Annotated in this window: 21 protein-coding genes; 8 read left to right on the forward strand and 13 right to left on the reverse strand. The window is 71.5% G+C overall.

Annotated features, from left to right (window positions below; translation table 11 throughout):
• Nucleotides 1–312: 312 nt before the first annotated feature.
• A complete protein-coding gene (locus tag ACFVGS_RS22010; RefSeq protein ID WP_384413341.1) occupies nucleotides 313–954 on the reverse strand; it encodes a DNA-3-methyladenine glycosylase in 642 nt (213 codons plus the stop codon).
• Between the two features lie 105 nt (nucleotides 955–1,059).
• Between ACFVGS_RS22010 and ACFVGS_RS22015 the strand changes: the two genes are divergently transcribed.
• The 3 genes from ACFVGS_RS22015 (at nucleotide 1,060) to ACFVGS_RS22025 (ending at nucleotide 3,085) form a co-directional block, all read left to right on the forward strand.
• The gene (locus ACFVGS_RS22015; RefSeq protein WP_384413338.1) at nucleotides 1,060–1,842 is read left to right on the forward strand and encodes a sporulation protein; all 783 of its coding nucleotides are present in this window, start codon (nucleotides 1,060–1,062) and stop codon (nucleotides 1,840–1,842) included.
• Between the two features lie 42 nt (nucleotides 1,843–1,884).
• Nucleotides 1,885–2,418, forward strand: a complete 534-nt coding sequence (locus ACFVGS_RS22020) for a YbhB/YbcL family Raf kinase inhibitor-like protein (RefSeq protein WP_385693412.1) — start codon at nucleotides 1,885–1,887, stop codon at nucleotides 2,416–2,418.
• A 160-nt stretch (nucleotides 2,419–2,578) separates the two neighbouring features.
• The gene (locus tag ACFVGS_RS22025) at nucleotides 2,579–3,085 is read left to right on the forward strand and encodes an HNH endonuclease (protein ID WP_384413332.1); all 507 of its coding nucleotides are present in this window, start codon (nucleotides 2,579–2,581) and stop codon (nucleotides 3,083–3,085) included.
• 87 nt (nucleotides 3,086–3,172) lie between these two features.
• Here the strand turns inward: ACFVGS_RS22025 and ACFVGS_RS22030 are convergent, their stop codons facing one another.
• From ACFVGS_RS22030 to ACFVGS_RS22045, 4 genes are all read right to left on the reverse strand, one after another.
• The gene (locus ACFVGS_RS22030) at nucleotides 3,173–3,946 is read right to left on the reverse strand and encodes a sulfite exporter TauE/SafE family protein (protein ID WP_385693413.1); all 774 of its coding nucleotides are present in this window, start codon (nucleotides 3,944–3,946) and stop codon (nucleotides 3,173–3,175) included.
• Nucleotides 3,947–4,037: 91 nt separating this feature from the next.
• A complete protein-coding gene (locus ACFVGS_RS22035) occupies nucleotides 4,038–4,988 on the reverse strand; it encodes an SPFH domain-containing protein (protein WP_384413326.1) in 951 nt (316 codons plus the stop codon).
• Nucleotides 4,989–5,084: 96 nt separating this feature from the next.
• On the reverse strand, nucleotides 5,085–5,513 hold the full coding sequence (locus ACFVGS_RS22040; protein ID WP_384413323.1) for an NfeD family protein: 429 nt from the start codon (nucleotides 5,511–5,513) through the stop codon (nucleotides 5,085–5,087).
• Between the two features lie 78 nt (nucleotides 5,514–5,591).
• A complete protein-coding gene (locus ACFVGS_RS22045) occupies nucleotides 5,592–6,389 on the reverse strand; it encodes an ABC transporter ATP-binding protein (RefSeq protein WP_384413320.1) in 798 nt (265 codons plus the stop codon).
• A 134-nt stretch (nucleotides 6,390–6,523) separates the two neighbouring features.
• Between ACFVGS_RS22045 and ACFVGS_RS22050 the strand changes: the two genes are divergently transcribed.
• Nucleotides 6,524–7,312, forward strand: a complete 789-nt coding sequence (locus tag ACFVGS_RS22050) for a hypothetical protein (RefSeq protein WP_384413317.1) — start codon at nucleotides 6,524–6,526, stop codon at nucleotides 7,310–7,312.
• Nucleotides 7,313–7,483: 171 nt separating this feature from the next.
• Here ACFVGS_RS22050 and ACFVGS_RS22055 read toward each other — a convergent pair whose 3' ends face one another.
• From ACFVGS_RS22055 to ACFVGS_RS22065, 3 genes are all read right to left on the reverse strand, one after another.
• Nucleotides 7,484–7,729: a chaplin gene (locus tag ACFVGS_RS22055; RefSeq protein ID WP_384413315.1), complete on the reverse strand. Its 246-nt coding sequence runs from the start codon at nucleotides 7,727–7,729 to the stop codon at nucleotides 7,484–7,486.
• A gap of 129 nt (nucleotides 7,730–7,858) precedes the next feature.
• Complete coding sequence (locus tag ACFVGS_RS22060; protein WP_384413312.1) at nucleotides 7,859–8,509, reverse strand: response regulator; 651 nt, start codon at nucleotides 8,507–8,509, stop codon at nucleotides 7,859–7,861.
• Nucleotides 8,502–9,647, reverse strand: a complete 1,146-nt coding sequence (locus ACFVGS_RS22065; protein WP_384413309.1) for a GAF domain-containing sensor histidine kinase — start codon at nucleotides 9,645–9,647, stop codon at nucleotides 8,502–8,504. The genes ACFVGS_RS22060 and ACFVGS_RS22065 overlap by 8 nt, the downstream gene beginning before the upstream one ends.
• A gap of 228 nt (nucleotides 9,648–9,875) precedes the next feature.
• Here ACFVGS_RS22065 and ACFVGS_RS22070 point away from each other — a divergent pair, with 228 nt between their 5' ends.
• From ACFVGS_RS22070 to ACFVGS_RS22080, 3 genes are all read left to right on the forward strand, one after another.
• Nucleotides 9,876–10,571, forward strand: a complete 696-nt coding sequence (locus ACFVGS_RS22070; RefSeq protein WP_385693414.1) for an SDR family NAD(P)-dependent oxidoreductase — start codon at nucleotides 9,876–9,878, stop codon at nucleotides 10,569–10,571.
• Nucleotides 10,571–11,683, forward strand: coding sequence for an S-adenosylmethionine:tRNA ribosyltransferase-isomerase (locus tag ACFVGS_RS22075; protein WP_385693415.1), 1,113 nt, complete (start codon nucleotides 10,571–10,573; stop codon nucleotides 11,681–11,683). The genes ACFVGS_RS22070 and ACFVGS_RS22075 overlap by 1 nt, the downstream gene beginning before the upstream one ends.
• A gap of 253 nt (nucleotides 11,684–11,936) precedes the next feature.
• Nucleotides 11,937–12,689 (forward strand): transglycosylase SLT domain-containing protein, encoded by a 753-nt coding sequence (locus tag ACFVGS_RS22080; RefSeq protein ID WP_384413300.1) that lies wholly within the window; start codon nucleotides 11,937–11,939, stop codon nucleotides 12,687–12,689.
• Between the two features lie 83 nt (nucleotides 12,690–12,772).
• Here ACFVGS_RS22080 and ACFVGS_RS22085 read toward each other — a convergent pair whose 3' ends face one another.
• Nucleotides 12,773–15,334: an FHA domain-containing protein gene (locus tag ACFVGS_RS22085; RefSeq protein WP_384413297.1), complete on the reverse strand. Its 2,562-nt coding sequence runs from the start codon at nucleotides 15,332–15,334 to the stop codon at nucleotides 12,773–12,775.
• Nucleotides 15,335–15,653: 319 nt separating this feature from the next.
• Here ACFVGS_RS22085 and serB point away from each other — a divergent pair, with 319 nt between their 5' ends.
• Nucleotides 15,654–16,901 (forward strand): phosphoserine phosphatase SerB, encoded by a 1,248-nt coding sequence (gene serB / locus ACFVGS_RS22090; protein WP_384413294.1) that lies wholly within the window; start codon nucleotides 15,654–15,656, stop codon nucleotides 16,899–16,901.
• Nucleotides 16,902–17,014: 113 nt separating this feature from the next.
• Here the strand turns inward: serB and ACFVGS_RS22095 are convergent, their stop codons facing one another.
• The 4 genes from ACFVGS_RS22095 to ACFVGS_RS22110 form a co-directional block, all read right to left on the reverse strand.
• A complete protein-coding gene (locus ACFVGS_RS22095; RefSeq protein WP_384413291.1) occupies nucleotides 17,015–17,533 on the reverse strand; it encodes a SixA phosphatase family protein in 519 nt (172 codons plus the stop codon).
• A gap of 35 nt (nucleotides 17,534–17,568) precedes the next feature.
• A complete protein-coding gene (locus ACFVGS_RS22100) occupies nucleotides 17,569–17,772 on the reverse strand; it encodes a hypothetical protein (RefSeq protein WP_384413288.1) in 204 nt (67 codons plus the stop codon).
• A 157-nt stretch (nucleotides 17,773–17,929) separates the two neighbouring features.
• Nucleotides 17,930–18,046, reverse strand: a complete 117-nt coding sequence (locus tag ACFVGS_RS22105; RefSeq protein ID WP_384413285.1) for an SGM_5486 family transporter-associated protein — start codon at nucleotides 18,044–18,046, stop codon at nucleotides 17,930–17,932.
• 17 nt (nucleotides 18,047–18,063) lie between these two features.
• Nucleotides 18,064–19,521 (reverse strand): CynX/NimT family MFS transporter, encoded by a 1,458-nt coding sequence (locus ACFVGS_RS22110; protein ID WP_385693416.1) that lies wholly within the window; start codon nucleotides 19,519–19,521, stop codon nucleotides 18,064–18,066.
• Nucleotides 19,522–19,572: the final 51 nt, after the last annotated feature.

Here is a 19,572-nt window from a genome sequence, read left to right on the forward strand (position 1 = left end):
CCCTCGCGGGCTTTCCTCCGGGCGCTTCCTTCGTTCTTGCGTTTCCGACTCTATCAGATCTTTCCGATCCGATTTCCTCGGTGCTTTCCGGTCCCTTTCGCTTTCGCTCCGGGCCCTTCCGGCGTGTCCACTACTTTAGCGGATTTCCCTGGCGGCTCATAATCGAGCCATTTGGAACAGATTTCGGCCATGCCGAAATAGGCCCCGTCGGGAGATCGTTGTGAGTAGTTGGATGGCCGCTCCCGGGAGGCTTCAGTGAGCACTGCCCGTCTCAAGCGGCTCGGGCTACATTACGCACCTCCGGAAGCCGAGTCAAGACGACCGCTTGCGCGGCACGTGAGCGCGGTACGGGCTCACCGTGTGGTCGCCGTCGATCCAGAAGCGCCAGGGGTGCGGGGCGCCTTCGCCGCCCACTCCCGTGCGGGGGCCGGTCCGGATCTGTTCGGGTGCGGGCGGGGTGCCGGTGAGCACGGCCAGGGGGGCGTCGGGGCCGGCGCAGGCGTCGGTGCCGTTCATGGTGCGGGCCACGTCCAGGGCGGTGGCCAGGCGGGCCGGGCCCTTGGCGAGCTCCGAGTCGTAGCGGGCGGACAGCCGGCGCTTTCTCGCCTGCTCGGCTCCCGTGAGGATCTCCCCCGCGCGCAGGAGTACTCCGCTCGCCTCGCCCTCAGGGCCGCACACCAGGTTCAGGCAGTGCCACATGCCGTAGGTGAAGTAGACGTACGCGTGTCCGGGCGGTCCGAACATGACGGCGTTCCTGGGGGTGCGGCCGCGGAAGGCGTGCGAGCCCGGGTCGAAAGCGCCGGCGTACGCCTCCACCTCGGTGAGGCGCAGCTCCATACGGCCTTCCGGGGAGTTCCGTACGAGGGTGCGGCCGAGCAGATCGGGGGCCACCTCCAGGACGGGTCGGTCGAAGAAGCTCCGCGGGAGCGGCGTACGGTCGGGGCTCTCGCTCATGGCGTCCGAGCGTACTGGGGGTCCGTCCGGGGACGGTCAGGAACCGGCTACGGTCGTCACGCGTATGTAGGGGTCAGGACAGCGCAGGACTGTAAGGAGTCGTCGATGGGGTTCAAGAAGCTGCTCGCGAGCCTTGGTGCGGGCGGAGCGTCGGTGGAGACCGTGCTCACCGAGGAGAACGTGGTTCCGGGCGGTGTCGTCCAGGGTGAGGTGCGGATCCAGGGCGGTTCGGTCGCCCAGCAGATCGAGGGTCTGTCCGTCGGGCTGCAGGCCCGCGTCGAGGTCGAGGGCAACGACCAGGAGTACAAGCAGGACATCGAGTTCGTGAAGGTGCGCCTCGGCGGGGCCTTCGAGGTGCAGGCGGGGGCGGTGCACGTGGTGCCGTTCGGTCTGGAGATCCCGTGGGAGACGCCGGTCACCGCGATCGCGGGCCAGCAGCTGCGCGGGATGCACATCGGCGTGACGACGGAGCTGGAGATCGCCCGCGCGGTGGACTCGGGCGACCTGGACCCGATCAACGTGCACCCGCTGCCGGCGCAGCAGGCGATCCTGGACGCCTTCATCCAGCTGGGCTTCCGGTTCAAGAACGCGGACATGGAGCGCGGTCACATCCGGGGCACGCGGCAGAAGCTGCCCTTCTACCAGGAGATCGAGTTCTTCGCGCCGCCGCAGTACCGGGGGCTGAACCAGGTCGAGGTCAGCTTCGTCGCGGACGACCGGGAGATGGACGTCATCCTGGAGATGGACAAGAAGCCGGGTCTGTTCGTCGAGGGCAGCGACTCGTACCGGGCGTTCACGGTGGGGCTGCACGACTTCCACACGACCGACTGGGCGGCGTATCTGAACCAGTGGCTCGCCGAGGTCGGCGGCCGCCGCAACTGGCTCTAGGCTCGGCCCGGTAAGACCGGTCAGCGATACGGAGGTTCAGACGTGGCCGAGGGCAAGAGGGCACCGCTCCCCCATGACTTCCACCCGCCGGTGGCGTCGTTCACGGTGGTGAGCGACGACGTCGTCGAGGGCGGGGGGCTGAAGGACGCACAGGTGTACGCGGCGGGGAACACGTCGCCGCAGCTGCGCTGGGAGGGGTTCCCGGCGGAGACGAAGAGCTTCGCCGTGACGTGCTTCGACCCGGACGCGCCGACCGGCAGCGGGTTCTGGCACTGGGTGCTGTTCGACATCCCGGCGTCGGTGACCGAGCTGCCCGCGGGTGCGGGTTCGGGCTCGTTCGAGGGGCTGCCGGCGGGTGCCGTGCACGCGCGGAACGACTACGGCTCGAAGGACTTCGGCGGGGCCGCTCCGCCGAAGGGCGACGGGCCGCACCGGTACGTGTTCACGGTGTACGCCGTGGATCAGGAGAAGCTGGGTCCTGACGCGGACACCTCGCCCGCCGCGGTCGGCTTCAACCTGCGCTTCCACACGCTGGGGCGTGCTCAGCTGGTGGCGGAGTACGAGAACCCCGCGTAAGGCTGATCGTTCGCTTGTTGTTTGCCCGCTTCTGGTCTTGGAGAGATCAGAAGCGGGCATCTTTCTTTACGCGGATATTGCGTTGTCCTACCCGGCGCGCCCGGCCAGAGTTGATCCAAGCCCGCCACGGGGGTGGGCCGGCACACGGGAGGTGGGCAACATGCGGGACACGCTGGTACTGAACGCGAGCTTCGAGCCGCTTTCGACGGTCACACTCAACCGTGCGGTGGTGCTTGTCCTGCAGGACAAGGCCGTCGTGGAGCAGGAACACCCCGGCCTTCGCGTGCGGGCCGCGGCCGTGGACATGCCGGTGCCGCGGGTGATCAGGCTGTGCAGGTACGTACGGGTGCCGTTCCGAAGACAGGCCCCGTGGTCGAGGCGGGGTGTGCTGGTGCGGGACCAGCACCGGTGCGCGTACTGCGGGAAGCGCGCCACGACCGTGGACCACGTGGTGCCGCGGGCGCAGGGGGGCGGGGACCACTGGCTGAACACGGTCGCCTCGTGTGCGGAGGACAACCACCGCAAGGCTGACCGGACGCCGGAGCAGGCGGGGATGCCGCTGCTGCACCAGCCGTTCGTGCCGACGCCGCAGGACGCGATGCTGCTGGCGCTGAGGGCGGCCGAGCGGTCGGAGCTGCCGGACTGGCTGGCCGGGCAGGCCGCGTAGACCGCGTGGACCGCGCATGTGTTCTTCGCGTACGGCGTGAGGGCCCGTCCCCTTTTCGGGGGCGGGCCCTTCGTCATGCGGTCGCGGTCAGTTCAGGGTGAGTTGGAGGATGGCGACGATGCCGACGGCGATGATCACCCCGCGCAGGACGGTGGGTGGGAGGCGCCTGCCGACCTTGGCGCCGATCTGGCCGCCGATGGTGGAGCCGACGGCGATGAGGAGGACGGCGGTCCAGTCGAAGTCGGCGACGAAGAGGAAGAAGACGGCGGCGACTCCGTTGACGACGGCGCCGAGGATGTTCTTGACGGCGTTGATGCGCTGGAGGCTGTCGTGGAGCAGCAGGCCCATCAGGGAGATGTAGAGGACGCCTTGGGCGGCGCCGAAGTAGCCGCCGTAGATGCTGGCGAGGAAGAGTCCGACGAGGAGGGCGGCACCTCCGTCGGGGTGGGCCTCGGTGCCGCTGGCCTCGCGGCGGCGCTGCACGGCGGCGGCGATGCGGGGCTGGAAGAGGACGAGGACCAGGGCGATGCCGATGAGGACGGGGACGATCGCGTCGAAGGCCTCGGAGGGCAGGGCGAGGAGCAGGATCGCGCCGACGAGTCCGCCGAGGAGGGCGGCGGCGCCGAGGCGGAGGACGCGGGTCTTCTGGCCCTTGAGTTCGCTGCGGTAGCCGATGGCTCCGCTGATGGATCCGGGGACGAGGCCGAGGGCGTTGGAGACGTTCGCGGTGATCGGTGGGAGGCCGGTGGCGAGGAGGACCGGGAACGTGATGAGCGTTCCCGACCCGACGATGGTGTTGATGGTGCCTGCGGCGGTGCCGGCCGCGAAGACCGCGAGCATTTCCCAGATGGACAAAGCCATCTCCTAACGGGTTCGGTGAGTCGCCTCCCCGCTCCGGGGTCGCCGGGGTCGAGGGGCTCGCACCGATCATGCACGAGGTTACGTGTACGTGTCAGTCAACGGTGGGTTCTTCGCGGCGGGCGGGGATGTCGGCCGAGGGGGCGCCCTTGGTGTTGAAGCCGGGAACGCCGGGTGCGACGTTGCCGAAGGCGCCGGAGAGGCCCTTGAGGGCGTCGCCGATCTCGCTGGGCACGATCCAGAGCTTGTTGGCGTCGCCTTCGGCGATCTTCGGGAGCATCTGGAGGTACTGGTAGGAGAGCAGCTTCTGGTCGGGGTCGCCGGCGTGGATGGCCTCGAAGACCGTGCGGACGGCCTGGGCCTCGCCCTCGGCCTTGAGGGCGGCGGCCTTGGCCTCGCCCTCGGCGCGCAGGATGGCGGACTGCTTCTCGCCCTCGGCGGTGAGGATCTGCGACTGGCGGATGCCCTCGGCGGTGAGGATGGCGGCGCGCTTGTCGCGGTCGGCCCGCATCTGCTTCTCCATCGAGTCCTGGATGGAGGTGGGCGGTTCGATCGCCTTGAGCTCGACGCGGTTGACGCGGATGCCCCACTTGCCGGTGGCCTCGTCGAGGACTCCGCGGAGGGCGGCGTTGATCTCCTCGCGGGAGGTGAGGGTCCGCTCCAGGTCCATGCCGCCGATGATGTTGCGGAGGGTGGTGACGGTGAGCTGCTCGATGGCCTGGATGTAGCTGGCGACCTCGTAGGTCGCGGCGCGGGCGTCCGTCACCTGGTAGTAGATGACGGTGTCGATGTTGACGACCAGGTTGTCCTGGGTGATGACCGGCTGCGGCGGGAAGGGGACGACCTGTTCGCGCAGGTCGATCCTGTTGCGGATGCGGTCGATGAACGGGACGACGATGTTCAGTCCGGCGTTGAGCGTGCGGGTGTAGCGGCCGAAGCGCTCGACGATGGCGGCGCTCGCCTGCGGGATGACCTGGATCGTCTTGATCAGGGCGATGAAGACAAGCACCACCAGAATGATCAGGACGATGATGACTGCTGACATCGCGTTCCCTGTGCCCTTCGCTGCCGGTTGATAGACCAGATGATGATCTCGATGATCGAGTTTCCCAGACCGCGCGGGGTCATGGGCGAGGTTCGGTCACATCACGACGGCGGTCGCTCCGTCGATGTCGACGACGTCGACCTGTTCTCCGGGTTCGAAGCTGAGTCCGGAGTCGAGGGTGCGGGCGGACCAGACCTCGCCGGCCAGCTTGATGCGGCCTCCGTTGCCGTCCACCCGTTCCAGGACGACGGCTTGACGGCCTTTCAGGGCGTCGACACCGGTGGCGAGTCCCGGTCGGCCGTCGCGGTGCCGGGCGGCGATGGGGCGCATCACGGCGATGAGGGCGACGGAGACGACGGCGAAGACGACCACCTGGGCGACGACACCGAAGCCGAGGGCCGCGGTCACCGCTCCGGCGACGGCGCCGACGGACAGCATGCCGAACTCGGGCATCGCGGTGAGGACCAGGGGAATGCCGAGCCCCACCGCGCCGATCAGCCACCAGATCCATGCGTCGATGTCCACATGGTCATGGTAGGGCGGTGGGGTCTCCGGTGACAGGGCGCGACTCTGTGCGGTAGTTGCGCCGGGTTGGCCGGTCGGCTACTTGAGCGGAAGGCCCTGGGCGGTGTAACGGTCGCCGACGTGCTCGACGATGAGCGGCAGGCCGAAGCAGCGGGAGAGGTTACGGGAGGTCAGCTCGGTCTCCATGGGTCCGGCGGCGAGGACCTTGCCCTGACGGATCATCAGGACGTGGGTGAAGCCGGGAGCGATCTCCTCGACGTGGTGGGTCACCATGATCATGGAAGGCGCGAACTGGTCGCGGGCGAGCCGGCCGAGGCGGCGGACCAGGTCCTCGCGGCCGCCGAGGTCGAGTCCGGCGGCGGGCTCGTCGAGGAGCAGCAGCTCGGGGTCGGTCATCATCGCGCGGGCGATGAGGGTGCGCTTGCGCTCGCCCTCGGAGAGGGTGCCGAACCTGCGGTCCAGGTAGTCGCTCATGCCGAGGCGGTCGAGGAAGGCCTTGGCGCGCTCCTCGTCGACCGGGTCGTAGTCCTCGTGCCAGGTGGCGGTCATGCCGTACGCCGCGGTGAGGACGGTCTGGAGGACGGTCTGGCGCTTGGGGAGCTTCTCCGCCATGGCGATGCCGGCCATGCCGATGCGGGGGCGGAGGTCGAAGACGTCGGTGCCGACGCCGCCGAGGCGCTCGCCGAGGACGGTCGCGGTGCCCTTGGTGGGGAAGAGGTAGCTGGAGGCGATGTTGAGGAGGGTGGTCTTGCCCGCCCCGTTGGGGCCGAGGATGACCCAGCGCTCGCCCTCCTTGACCGACCAGGAGACCTCGTCCACCAGAGCGCGTCCGTCGCGGACCACGGATACGTCCACCAGCTCCAGTACATCGCTCATGAGCGCGTTGTCTCCCCTTGCGGTCGAGTCGTGTCGTCGCCTTCGCCTGTGGGCGCGGCGTCCAGGGAAAACCTACGCCACCGGTGGGCCGGGCCGGTCCCTAGGGCCTTCCTTTTGTCCCTACGCTGGGGGGCATGCTTTCGGAACCACGCTCAGGACGTCTCGCCGCCTGGGGCAATGCCCTGCTGGCCGGGGCGGTGTCGCCGGACGATGCGGCGCAGGCCATTGTCGGACAGGACGCGGTGCACCGTGTCGAGGGACTGCCGGGCGAGGCGGGGCCGGTGGGGCTGACGCTTGCGCTCGGGCGGCTGCGGCGGCTCGGGGTGACCGGGTGGCGGGTGGCGCTGCCGGCGCCGGGGCATCCGCTGGGTCTGAGCGGTCCGCCGGAGTTCAACGCGCGGGCGGTCGAGGCCGAGGAGGCGGTGGTCGGTTTCGGCGCGCCGTACGGTCTGGTGCCCGAGGTCTCGGAGGTGGGACCGGTGGGCGATCTGCACGTGGAGGTGGTCTGGCACTGCCTCCCGGTGCGGGAGGCGCCGCCGGCGGACGTGCCGTCGCTGGGCGAGGCGGAGCGGGAGCTGGCGGAGGCGCTGCGCGAGGCGACGACGGTGCTGACCCGGCTCGACGTCGCCGCCTCCGGCCCCGCGGCGGACGCGGCCCGCGACGCCTACCGGGCCCGCGCGGAGGCCGGCCGCGAGATCCTGGCCCCCGGCTACCCGCCCCGCGCGGTCCGCGTCCTGGAGCTGGCCCAGCGCATCGGCCTCCTCGTCGACCTCGCGTACGACGGCCACGGCGGCGCGGTGAGCGCGGCGGAGATGTCGGCGCGGGGTGCGGCCCTGCGGCCGGTGGAGCGGGTGGCGCGGCGGGCGCAGGTCGCCGCGTACAACGCGTACGTGGAGGAGCGGGAGCGGGAGCGGGGCTTCTAGGAGCCGGCCGTCGGCCGGGGCCCACCACCGGCGGACGGTGTCCGCCGCAGCGGGGCGAAGCCCGGGAGGCGCCCTGGCGCCGAGTGGTGCGAGCCGCACGTCAAAAGGGAGGCCGCAAAAAGGCCCGGCCCCCGGGGGATCGTCCGGGGGCCGGGAGTGTTGCGGGCGGCGTCAGTGGTTGACGGCGCCGTTGCCGAAGGCCGGGTTGAGCAGGCCGATCACGTTGACCGTGTTGCCGGAGACGTTCACGGGGACGTGGACCGGGACCTGCACCAGGTTGCCGGAGGCGACGCCCGGCGAGTTGAGGGCCTGCCCGTGGGCGTGCGCACCGCCGTGGGCGGAGGCGACACCCGCACCGGCGGCGACGATGCCTCCGGCGACCATGGTCAGGGCGGCGGCCTTCTTCAGGTTGTTCACTTCGGGATCCTCCTGGTCATCGCTGCGGCCGGTCCGCCGCAGCACGCCATGAAGAACGCCGCCGCCCCCGCCGGGTTGCGCCGAACGGGGGACATACACACGACGGTATGAAAAAGGGAACGGCCGTGCCTACGGGGTCAGGCCGTGCCGTACGGCCCAGAGCGCGGCCTGGGTCCGGTCGGCGAGGTCCAGCTTCATGAGGATGTTGGAGACGTGGGTCTTGACCGTCTTCTCGGAGAGGACGAGCGCGCGGGCGATCTCCCGGTTGGAGCGGCCGTCCGCGATCAGGCCGAGGACCTCCCGCTCCCGCTCGGTCAGCGTGGAGCCGCGGCCCGTACCGCCGCCTCCCTGCCCGTGCTCGTCCTGGCTGAGGAGGGCCTCGGCGACCTCGGCCTGGAGCAGGACGTGTCCGGCGTGGACGGAGCGGATGGCGGCCGCCAGCGCGTCGGGGTCGATGTCCTTGTGGACGTAGCCCCGCGCGCCGGCGCGGAGCGCGGGCACGACCGTGCGCTGCTCGGTGAAGCTCGTGACGACGAGGACGCGGGCCGGGTTGGCCAGCTCACGCAGCCGGCGCAGTGCCTCGATGCCGTCGGTGCCCGGCATCTTCACGTCCATGAGGACGACGTCCGGCCGCAGCTCCTCGGCGTGGGCGACGCCCTCGGCGCCGTCGGAGGCCTCCCCCACGACCTCTATGTCCTCCTGCACCTCCAGGAAGGTGCGCAGACCGCGGCGGACGACCTGGTGGTCGTCCACGAGGAGCACGCGGATCTTCTCAGCCACCGGGGACCTCCATCTCGATCGTGGTGCCCCGCCCCGGGGCCGACGTCACGGTGAGGGTGCCGCCGACGCCGCCGGCCCGGTCGCGCATGGACACGAGGCCGAGGTGGCGGCCGGCGCTGCGGACGGTCGCCGGGTCGAAGCCCCTGCCGTCGTCGGCGACGGTGAGCCGGGCGCCCTGGCCGCTGCGGGTGAGGGCGACGGTGACGAGTCCGGCGCCGGAGTGCCGCAGGGCGTTGTGCAGGGCCTCCTGGGCGACTCGGAGCAGCGCTTCCTCCTGGGCGGCGGGCAGGGCGCGGACGCCGGCGCTCTCGAAGGTGACGCGGGCGCTGTGCGCGCGGTCGAGGACCTGGATCTGGGTGCGCAGGGTGTGGACGAGGCCGTCCTCGTCGAGGGCGGCGGGCCGCAGCTCGACGACGGCGGCGCGCAGCTCGTCGGCGGCCTCGGCGGCGAGCGCGGCGACCTGCTGGAGCTCGCCCTTGGCGCGGTCGGGGTCGCGGTCGACGAGGGCGGCGGCGGCCTGGGCGGTGAGCCGCAGGGAGAACAGCTTCTGGCTGACGGCGTCGTGCAGCTCGTGGGCGAGCCGGGAGCGCTCCTCGGCGATGGTGAGCTCGCGGCTCCGCTCGTACAGCCGGGCGTTGGTGAGCGCGATGGCGGCGTGCTGGGCGAGGAGGGTGAGCAGCTCCTCGTCCTGCGCCGTGAAGCCGCAGCTGCCGGTCTCCTTGGGGCAGCGCTTGTTGGCGAGGAAGAGGGCGGCGAGGATCTCGTCGCCGTCGCGGACGGGCAGGCCGAGGAAGTCGGACATCTCGGGGTGGGCGGCGGGCCAGCCCTCGAAGCGCGGGTCCTTGCGGACGTCGGCGAGCCGCTCGGGCTCGGCCTTGTGCAGCATGGCGGCCAGGATGCCGTGCTGGCGGGGCAGCGGGCCGATGGCGCGCCACTGCTCGTCGGTGACGCCGTCGACGACGAACTGGGCGAAGCCTCCGTGGTCGTCGGGGACGCCGAGCGCCGCGTACTCGGCGTCGAGGAGCTCACGCGCGGAGGCGACGATCGTCTTGAGGACGTCGCGGACCTCCATCTGGCGGTTCATCGCCAGCAGGGCGCTGCTCACGGCGGCGAGGCCGGAGCTCGGTCGATGGCTCATGTGTTTCACCGTACCGGTGGGATGTGACGGTCCGTATCCGCCTGTGGACGGCGGAGGACCGGGACCGGGGGCCTAGGTCCAAGTTCCCTGGCGGGTCGGGGCCCCGGGACGAGGCGGCGGGGCGGGGCGGATCACGAGGCTGGATCGCACCGGGCGCCGGATCGCGGCGCTCGGAGGCCGGGCCGAAGCCGGACACCGTGCGGAAGCCGCAAGCAGAAGGGGACGGACATGCCTGTCGCGATCGTCACGGGGGCTTCGAAGGGTCTGGGGCGCGCCCTGGCGGCGGGGCTCGCCGCGCGGGGCTGGGATCTGGTGCTCGACGCCCGCGGGGCCGCAGCTCTGGAGGAGAGCGCGGAGGCGGCGCGCGCGCTCGGCGCGCGGGTGGTGGCCGTGCCGGGGGACGTGACGGATCCGGGGCACCGGGCGGAGCTGGTGGCGGCGGCGCGGGAGCTCGGTGGCCTCGATCTTCTGGTGAACAACGCGGCGGTCCTGGGTGCCGCACCGCTGGTGCCGCTGGGCGGCCACTCCCTGGACGGCTTCCGCGCGGCCCTGGAGGCGAATGTGGTGGCGCCGCTGGGGCTGCTGCAGGAAGCGCTGCCGTTGCTGCGGGAGGCGGCGGCCGGGGCGGTGGTCAACCTGAGCTCGGACGCCGCGGTCGAGCCCTACCGCACGTGGGGCGCGTACGGGGCGACGAAGGCGGCGCTGGACCAGCTGTCGGCGGTCCTGGCGGTGGAGGAGCCGGGGCTGCGGGTCTGGTGGGTGGACCCGGGCTCGATGCGGACGGACATGCTGGCGGCGGCGGAGCCGGGCGAGGACCTGTCGGGCACGCCCACGCCGGACGAGGTCGTTCCGGCCTTCCTGCGGCTGGTCGACGAGCGGCCCGCGAGCGGCCGGTACGCGGCGCCTGCCTTCCTGGAGGTGTGATGGGGCTGATGACGCGGGTGCCCGCGGAGCTGTCGGCCCGGGTGCCGGCCGAGCAGCGGGGTCCGGGGCGCGGCCGGGACGACGTACGACTGCTCGTGTCGCGGGGCACCGAGGTGACGCACCGGGCCTTCCGTGAGCTGCCGGGGCTGCTGCGGGCGGGGGACGTGCTGGTGGTGAACACGTCGGCGACGCTGGCGGCGGCGGTGGACGGGCGGCTGGGGCCCGAGCCGGGAGGTGTGCCGGTGGTCGTGCACTTCTCGACGCGGGGTGACGACGGCCGGTGGGCGGTGGAGCTGCGGGAGCCGGACGGGGCGGGGACGACCCGGCCGCGGGCGGGCGGGCCCGCGGGGGCGGTGGTGCGGCTGCCGGGCGGCTCCCGGCTCGTGCTCGACGAGCCGCTCGTGGCGGGGGCGCCGCGGCTGTGGTGGGCGCGGCCGGACGCGGACGTGCCGGCGCTGCTGTCGGGGTACGGGCGGCCGATCCGGTACGGGTACACGGAGCGGGACCAGTCCTTGGCCGCGTACCAGACGGTGTTCGCGCTGCCGTCGCCCGACGGGCGGGGTTCGGCGGAGATGCCGAGTGCGGGCCGGCCGTTCACGGCGCGGCTGGTGGCGGAGCTGGTGAGCCGTGGGGTGCAGTTCGCCCCGGTCGTCCTTCATACGGGGGTGGCGTCGGCGGAGGCGCACGAGCCGCCGTACCCGGAGCGCTTCGAGGTGCCGGCGTCGACGGCGTGGCTGGTGAACGCGGCGAGGGCCGGCGGGGGCCGGATCGTCGCGGTGGGCACCACGGCGGTCCGGGCGCTGGAGTCGGCCGTGGCGGACGGCGTGGTGCGCGGCGCGGCGGGGTGGACGGATCTCGTCGTGACGCCCGAGCGCGGGGTGCGGGTCGTGGACGGGCTGCTGACCGGGCTGCACGAGCCGGAGGCCTCGCATCTGCTGATGCTGGAGGCGGTGGCGGGGCGGCCCGCGCTGCGGCGGGCGTACGCCGCAGCGGTGGGCGCGCGCTACCTCTGGCACGAGTTCGGGGACGTCCATCTCCTCCTCCCGGAGGAGGGCCTCACCGAGCGCATTGCTGATGCAACTCGCGGTGAGGTTGTTACACGACCGATGTGAGCCCGCGCATAGGACCCACATCACTTACGACTCGCCCTAGTGGATAGCTAAAGGCGAGATGAGCGCTGCCGGAACTGGTCCGGGACCGGTCCGGCGGCCCGCACGCGGAGGCCCTGATCCACTACCCGGGATCGTACGTCACACCTTTGCCACGAGATTTTGCTGCCGCTAAGAATTGCGTCCGTCGCCGCCGAGCAGGCGCAGCGCCGCCCCGGCCCGAGCGACCCCCAGCGATTCGAAGAGGTAGTCCTGCATGTCTGCGAACACCCCTGGCCACAGTCGTGGTCTGAAGAAGACCCACAAGGCCGCGATCGCCGGCGTCGCCGCTCTGAGCGCCGCGGCGCTCGGCCTCTCCCTCGTCCAGGGCAACGGCGGTTCCACCGAGGTGGAGCCCCAGGCCCTGGCCCACACCCAGCAGGTCGCCTGGTCGTACGACGCGAACAGCCCGCAGGCGAAGGCGCTCGCCGCCAGCCTCGACCAGCAGACCTCGGCCTTCGCCCTCAAGGCGAAGCAGGAGGCCGCCGCCAAGGCCAAGGCCGCCGCCGAGGCCGCCCAGAAGAAGGCCGCCGCCCAGGCCGCCGCCGCCAAGGCCGCCGCCGCGAAGAAGAAGGCCGAGGCCGAGGCGAAGAAGCGCGCCGCCGAGAAGGCCGCCGCCAGCCGCGCCGCCGCCCGCAAGCCGGTCTTCGCGAACAACCTCGACGGCTGGATCCGCGAGGCGCTGTTCATCATGGACAAGCACAACATCCCGGGCACGTACAACGGCATCTACAAGAACGTGATGCGCGAGTCCAGCGGTAACCCGCGGGCCATCAACAACTGGGACATCAACGCCATCAACGGCGTGCCGTCCAAGGGTCTGCTGCAGGTCATCTACCCGACCTTCAAGGCGTACCACATCCCCGGCACCAAGTTCGACCAGTACGACCCGGTCGCCAACATCGTCGCCGCCTGCAACTACGCGGCCGACCGCTACGGCACCATCGACAACGTCAACAGCGCGTACTGAGCCGACGGCCACCGGTCCGGCGCAGACATGCCGAAGGGCGGCACCCCGTGCGGGTGCCGCCCTTCGGGCGTGGCCGGAAGGCCTTACTTGCGCATGACCTCGGGCTCGTGGCGGCGCAGCAGCCGCGCGACGAGGAAGCAGCAGACGGTGGCCATGAGCAGCTGGATGCCGAGGTCCAGGCTCCACTGGCCGATCGTGTGCTCCCACAGCGGGTCGGTGTTCAGCGGGTCCTTGTGGTCCCACGGCGGCATCAGGTGCGCCAGGTCGAGCGTGGTGCCGGCGCCGGCGATGCCCCAGCGCGAGGGCATCAGCCAGGCGAACTGCTCCAGGCCGGGCGAGCCGTAGACCTGGAAGAGGATGCCGGTGAACACGACCTGGATGATCGCGAACATGACGAGCAGCGGCATGGTCTTCTCAGCGGTCTTCACCAGCGAGGAGATGACCAGGCCGACCATCATCGACGTCAGGCCGAGCGCGATGACCTGGACGCAGAGCTCGACGGCCGGCGGCATGAACAGGCCTTCCTCCGGCAGCTCGCGGGTGGAGAAGCCGATGCCGCAGATGATCACGCCCTGGAAGGCGGTGATCAGGCCGAGCACGATGACCTTGGACATCAGGTACGCGGAGCGGGACAGGCCGGTGGCGCGCTCCCGCTCGTAGATGACCCGTTCCTTGATCAGTTCTCGTACGGAGTTGGCGGCGCCCGAGAAGCACATGCCGACCGCGAGGATCAGCATGATGGTGCCGGCGTCGCCGTTGAAGCGGGACGGCGGCTTGGGCCTGCCCAGGCCGAAGTCGGCCGGGATGACCACGGACACCGCGCCGAGCACGGCCGGGAGGATCACCATGAGGGCCAGGAAGCCCTTGTCGGAGGCGATCACCGACACGTAGCGGCGGATCAGCGTCCACAGCTGCGAGCCCCAGCCCTGCGGCTTGGGCGGGCGGGCGAGCGCCTGCTGCGCCTGGTGCGGCAGCTGGACCGGCTGGGCGGCGACGGCGTCGATCTCCGCCGCGTACATCTGGTAGTGCTGCGAGCCCTTCCAGCGGCCGGCCCAGTCGTAGTCGCGGTAGTTCTCGAACGCCGAGAAGACGTCGGCCCAGGTGGAGTAGCCGAAGAAGTTCAGCGCCTCCTCCGGCGGGCCGAAGTACGCCACCGAGCCGCCGGGCGCCATCACGAGCAGCTTGTCGCACAGACCGAGCTCGGCCACCGAGTGGGTGACGACGAGGACCGTGCGGCCGTCGTCGGCGAGGCCGCGCAGCAGCTGCATGACGTCGCGGTCCATGCCCGGGTCGAGGCCGGAGGTCGGCTCGTCCAGGAAGATCAGCGAGGGCTTGGTGAGGAGCTCCAGCGCGACGGAGACGCGCTTGCGCTGGCCACCGGAGAGGGAGGTGACCTTCTTCTCCTTGTGGATGTCGAGCTTGAGCTCGCGCAGCACCTCGTCGATCCGGGCCTCGCGCTCGGCCTCGGCGGTGTCGCCGGGGAAGCGGAGCTTGGCCGCGTAGCGCAGCGCCTTCTGGACGGTCAGCTCCTTGTGCAGGATGTCGTCCTGCGGGACCAGACCGATGCGCTGGCGCAGCTCGGCGAACTGCTTGTAGAGGCTGCGGTTGTCGTAGAGGACGTCGCCCTGGTCGGCGGGCCGGTAGCCGGTGAGCGCCTTGAGGAGGGTCGACTTGCCGGAGCCGGACGGGCCGATGACGCCGATGAGCGACTTCTCGGGGACGCCGAAGGTGACGTCCTTGAGGATCTGCTTGCCGCCTTCGACCGTCACCGTGAGGTGGCGGGCCGAGAAGGAGACCTCGCCGGTGTCGACGAACTCCTCGAGCTGGTTGCCGACGATCCGGAAGGTCGAGTGACCGACGCCCACGATGTCGTTGGGGCCGATGAGGACCGTGCTGCCCTTGGCGATCGGCTGACCGTTGACGTACGTGCCGTTGTGCGAGCCGAGGTCGCGGATCTGGAAGCGCCCGTCGGGCGTCGCGTGGAACTCGGCGTGCAGACGCGAGACCTGGAGGTCGGAGACGACCAGCTCGTTCTCCAGCGCACGACCGATGCGCATCACCCGGCCGAGGTTCAGCTCGTGGAAGGTCGTGGGGCTGCGGTCGCCGTGCATCGGCGACGCGCCCTGCGGTCCGGCCTGCGGCACGGCCTGCTGGTGCGGGACCTGCGGCGGCGCCTGGTGCGGCTGCTGCTGCCAGCCCTGCTGCGGGGCGTGCTGCTGCGGCGCCTGGTGCTGCGGCGGGGCCTGGTGCGTCATCTCCTGATGCAGCCCGTGGTGGGCGGGCTGCTGCGCGGCGTGCGGCGCCGCCTGCTGGTGCGGCACCTGCTGCTGGGCCGGCGCGCCGGCGGCGGCGAGGTTCAGCCGCGGGCCGTCGGTGGCGTTGCCGAGGTTCACGGCCGAGCCGGGCCCGATCTCCACCTGGTGGATCCGCTGACCCTGCACGAACGTGCCGTTGGTGGAGCCGTGGTCCTCGATGACCCAACTCCGGCCGCCCCAGCTGATGGTGGCGTGTCGCCACGAGACCCTGGCGTCGTCGATCACCAGGTCGCCCTGGGGATCACGGCCCAGGGTGTACGACCTGGACGGATCGAGGGTCCAGGTCCTTCCATTCAATTCCAGTACGAGTTCTGGCACTCCATGCCCCACTACTTGTCCCCCGATGCACCCCCGTCGTCGGGAGCCCAGGGATGGTGAACATCCTGGGGAACTATTTCAGGCCCCGGCCCGTATCCGAAAGTCGGGCCACGTGAAGAGCTTGCGCATGCCGGACAGATCACGTACGCCCGACCGCCGCCGGACTCCGGGCACTGGCTCCGGTGCTGCCCGCGGCGCTGCCCGCGGCGCCGCACGGTGCTCCGCCCGTACGCGGGAGGCGCCGCCCGTGGCCGGTCTGCGGCCAGGCGGGTGTCCGGCAGGCGGGACGGGGGGTGGAGTGGCACCCGGTGCCCGATACGGTGGAAGCACCATGAGCGCATCGCAGACCCCAGACGTTCCCACCACGGGCGTGCCCGCCTCGGACGTTCCGACTCTCCTCGTCAAGATCTTCGGGAAGGACCGTCCCGGGATCACGGCAGGACTCTTCGACACCCTCGCCGCGTACTCCGTCGACGTCGTGGACATCGAACAGGTCGTGTCCCGCGGCCGGCTCGTCCTGTGCGCGCTCGTCACCGAGCCGACCGTCGCAAGCCAGGGCGAGCTGCGCGCGACCGTGCACAGCTGGGCCGAGTCCATGAAGCTGCAGGCCGAGATCATCTCGGGCACCGGTGACAACCGGCCGCGCGGCGAGGGCCGCTCGCACGTCACGGTCCTCGGCCACCCGCTGACCGCCGAGCAGACGGCGGCCATAGCGGCCAGGATCGCGGAGGCCGGCGGCAACATCGACCGCATCTTCCGGCTCGCCAAGTACCCGGTGACGGCCGTCGAGTTCGCCGTCTCCGGCTGCGAGACGGAGCCGCTGCGCACCGCGCTCGCCACCGAGGCCCACTCGGTCGGCGTCGACGTGGCCGTGGTCTCCGCCGGGCTGCACCGCCGGGCCCAGCGGCTCGTGGTCATGGACGTCGACTCGACGCTGATCCAGGACGAGGTCATCGAGCTGTTCGCGGCGCACGCCGGCTGCGAGGACAAGGTCGCCGAGGTGACGGCGGCGGCGATGCGCGGCGAGCTGGACTTCGAGCAGTCGCTGCACGCCCGTGTGGAGCTGCTCGCCGGTCTCGACGCGTCCGTGGTGGACAAGGTCCGCGACGAGGTACGGCTGACGCCCGGGGCCCGGACCCTGATCCGCACCCTCAAGCGGCTCGGCTACCAGGTGGGCGTCGTCTCCGGCGGCTTCACCCAGGTCACCGACGACCTCAAGGAGAAGCTGGGCCTCGACTTCGCCCAGGCGAACACCCTGGAGATCGTGGACGGCAAGCTGACCGGCCGGGTGACCGGGATGATCGTGGACCGGGCGGGCAAGGCGCGGCTGCTGCGCCGGTTCGCCGAGGAGGCCGGTGTGCCGCTGGCACAGACGGTCGCGATCGGTGACGGTGCTAACGACCTGGACATGCTGAACGCGGCCGGGCTCGGCGTGGCCTTCAACGCGAAGCCGGTGGTGCGCCGGGCCGCGGACACCGCCGTCAACGTGCCGTTCCTGGACACCGTGCTGTACCTCCTGGGCATCACTCGCGAGGAGGTCGAGGCGGCCGACGGCGGGACGGGCGAGCTGCTGCACTAGTGCCTGTCCGGCCCTGATCCGCAGGACAGGCGCCGGCCCGGTACCCCGGTACGGAGAGGAGCCCGGTCGTCGCAGGACGGCCGGGCCCCTTCGCGTACGGGCGAGGGAGCCGGTCAGTCGTGCGGCGTCCAGAAGTCGACCAGGGTGGCCACGCCGGGCTCGACGGACTTCCAGGTGCCCTCGAAGGCGAGGACGGCGAAGGCGGAGGTCGGGAAGCCGGAGCGGTTCATACGGGCCTGGGCGTCTCCCTCGGCTTCGGCGGCGAGGATCTCCGCGAGGCCGTGCATCCCGGGGTTGTGACCGATGAGCAGCAGGTCGTTCACGGTGTCCGGGGTCTCGTTGATCACGGCGATCAGCTCGCCGGGCGAGGCCTCGTAGATCCGCTCCTCGTACACCGTCTTCGGGCGCTCGGGCAGCTCCTGGACGGCGAGCTTCCAGGTCTCCCGGGTCCGCACGGCGGTCGAGCAGAGGGCGAGGTCGAAGCCGATGCCGGTGTCGGCGAGCCTGCGGCCCGCGACGGGGGCGTCGGTGCGGCCACGCTCGGCGAGCGGGCGCTCGTGGTCGGAGGTCTGGGGCCAGTCCGCCTTGGCGTGTCGGAGCAGCACGATCCTGCGGGGTGTGTCGACGCTCATGCTGGACAGCTTCGCATGAAACGGCCCGGGTTGACTCAGGGAGAGAGCGTCTGCTGGAGGTGCTGCAGGATGCCGCCGATGCCGGGGTCACCGCCCATCGCCTGGGCGTCTCCCGACCCCGTTATGAGCAGGAAGAGGGCGACGAACGCGGCCACGGGAAGGGCGAGGGCCCACCAGGGCAGCCGGGTGTCGACGCCGGTCCGCCGGACCTGTGCACCGGTGTGGGTTCGCGCCGTCATGGCCGCCTCCGTGGGATGGGATCGCCGCGTTTTCCGCGGTGACACCAACGTACGGAGCGGAACGGCTCCGGCCCATCAGGTGATCCACCCACTTGACCCTGACACTCACCCCCTAGGGGATGGGGGGACAGCCCTACCCCGGGGAGGGAAGAGGAGGTCAGGGTGAGGCGATGGACGCGATGACGGCGATGACGACGGTGATGCCGATCATCGCGCCGAAGACCATGAGGAGCTTCTTCTGGCCGTTCGGGGGGTTCGGTTCGAGTACGGGCATGGGATCAGTCTCGCATCTCAGCATTCGTCCTCGACGGTCCGGTCCCTGCCCGCGAGGGAGCCGACGATCATCTGCGGGATCATCAGGCCGCCCATGAGCGCGACGGGCAGGCCCCAGCCTCCGCTGTGCTGGTAGAGGACGCCGACGAGGAGCGGGCCGGGGATGGAGATGAGGTAGCCGACGCTCTGGGCGAAGGCGGAGAGCCGCACGACGCCCGCGCCGGTGCGCGAGCGCATGCCGATCATGGTGAGGGCCAGCGGGAAGGCGCAGTTGGAGACGCCGAGGAGCAGGGCCCAGAGCCAGGCGCCGCCGGCCGGGGCGAAGTAGAGGCCGGTGTAGCCGCCGAGGCCGCACAGGCCGAGGGCGACGACGATGGGGCCCTGGTTGCGCATCCGGGTCGCGAGCCCGGGGATGACGAACGCGAGCGGCACGCCCATGACCATGGTGACCGCGAGGAGCACGCCCGCCGTGGAGGCGGGGACGCCGGCGTCGCGGAAGATCTGCGGCATCCAGCCCATGGTGATGTACGCGCCGGTGGCCTGGAGGCCGAAGAAGCAGGCGAGGGCCCAGGCGGTGCGGCTGCGGGTGACGCGGGGCCCGGGCTCGGCGACACCGCGAGACGCGGGCTCGGCAGCACCGCGGGGCCCGGGCTCGGCGACACCGCGAGACGCGGGCTCGGCAGCACCGCGTGCCGCGCCGCCGCCCTGGGCCGGGACCGTGCCGGTGCCGCCCTGCGCCGGGACCGTGCCGGATCCCGCTCCCCCGGCGGACCCACCGGTGGCGGCGGAGCCCGTGCTGCCGCCGGCCGTCGCCGTTCCGGTGGCGCCGCCGGAGCGCAGCAGCGGGAGCCAGGGCAGGACGGCGAACGCCGCGAGGACCGCCCAGACGCCCATGCCGAGGCGCCAGTCGCCGCCGAGGAGATCGGTCACCGGCACGGTCGCGGCGGCGGCCAGGGAGGTGCCCAGGGCGAGGGCCATGGAGTAGAGGCCGGTCATGCTGCCGATGCGGTCAGGGAAGTACGTCTTGACGAGGACCGGCATGAGGACGTTGCTGAGCGCGATGCCCATGAGGGCGAGGGCGCTCGCGGCGAGGAACGCCGGGGTGCCGCCGGCGAAGGAGCGCAGTACCAGGCCCGTGAGGATCGCGACCATGCCGGCGCAGACCACGGCCACGGGGCCGAAGCGGCGGGCGAGGCGCGGGGCGGCGACGCCGAAGACGGCGAAGCACAGCGGTGGTACGGAGGTGAGGACGCCGGCCACGGTGCCGCTCATGTGGAGGTCCGCGCTGACTTCCTCGAGCAGGGCGCCGAGGCTGGTGATGGCGGGGCGGAGGTTGAGGGCAGCGAGGACGAGCCCGACGGCGACCAGCCGGGTCACCCAGCGGGCGGGGCCGGAGGCTGCGGGAGAATCGGCGGCGCCCGTGGCGCGCGGCTGCTTCCCGGCGGTCGGGGTGAGGGTCTGGGGCTCGTCACGCATGGGCCCATCATAGAATCATGGGATGATTGGTTGTCCAATCTCGAACGAATG

Source organism: Streptomyces sp. NPDC127114 (assembly GCF_042677525.1).
Classification (GTDB): Bacteria; Actinomycetota; Actinomycetes; order Streptomycetales; family Streptomycetaceae; genus Streptomyces.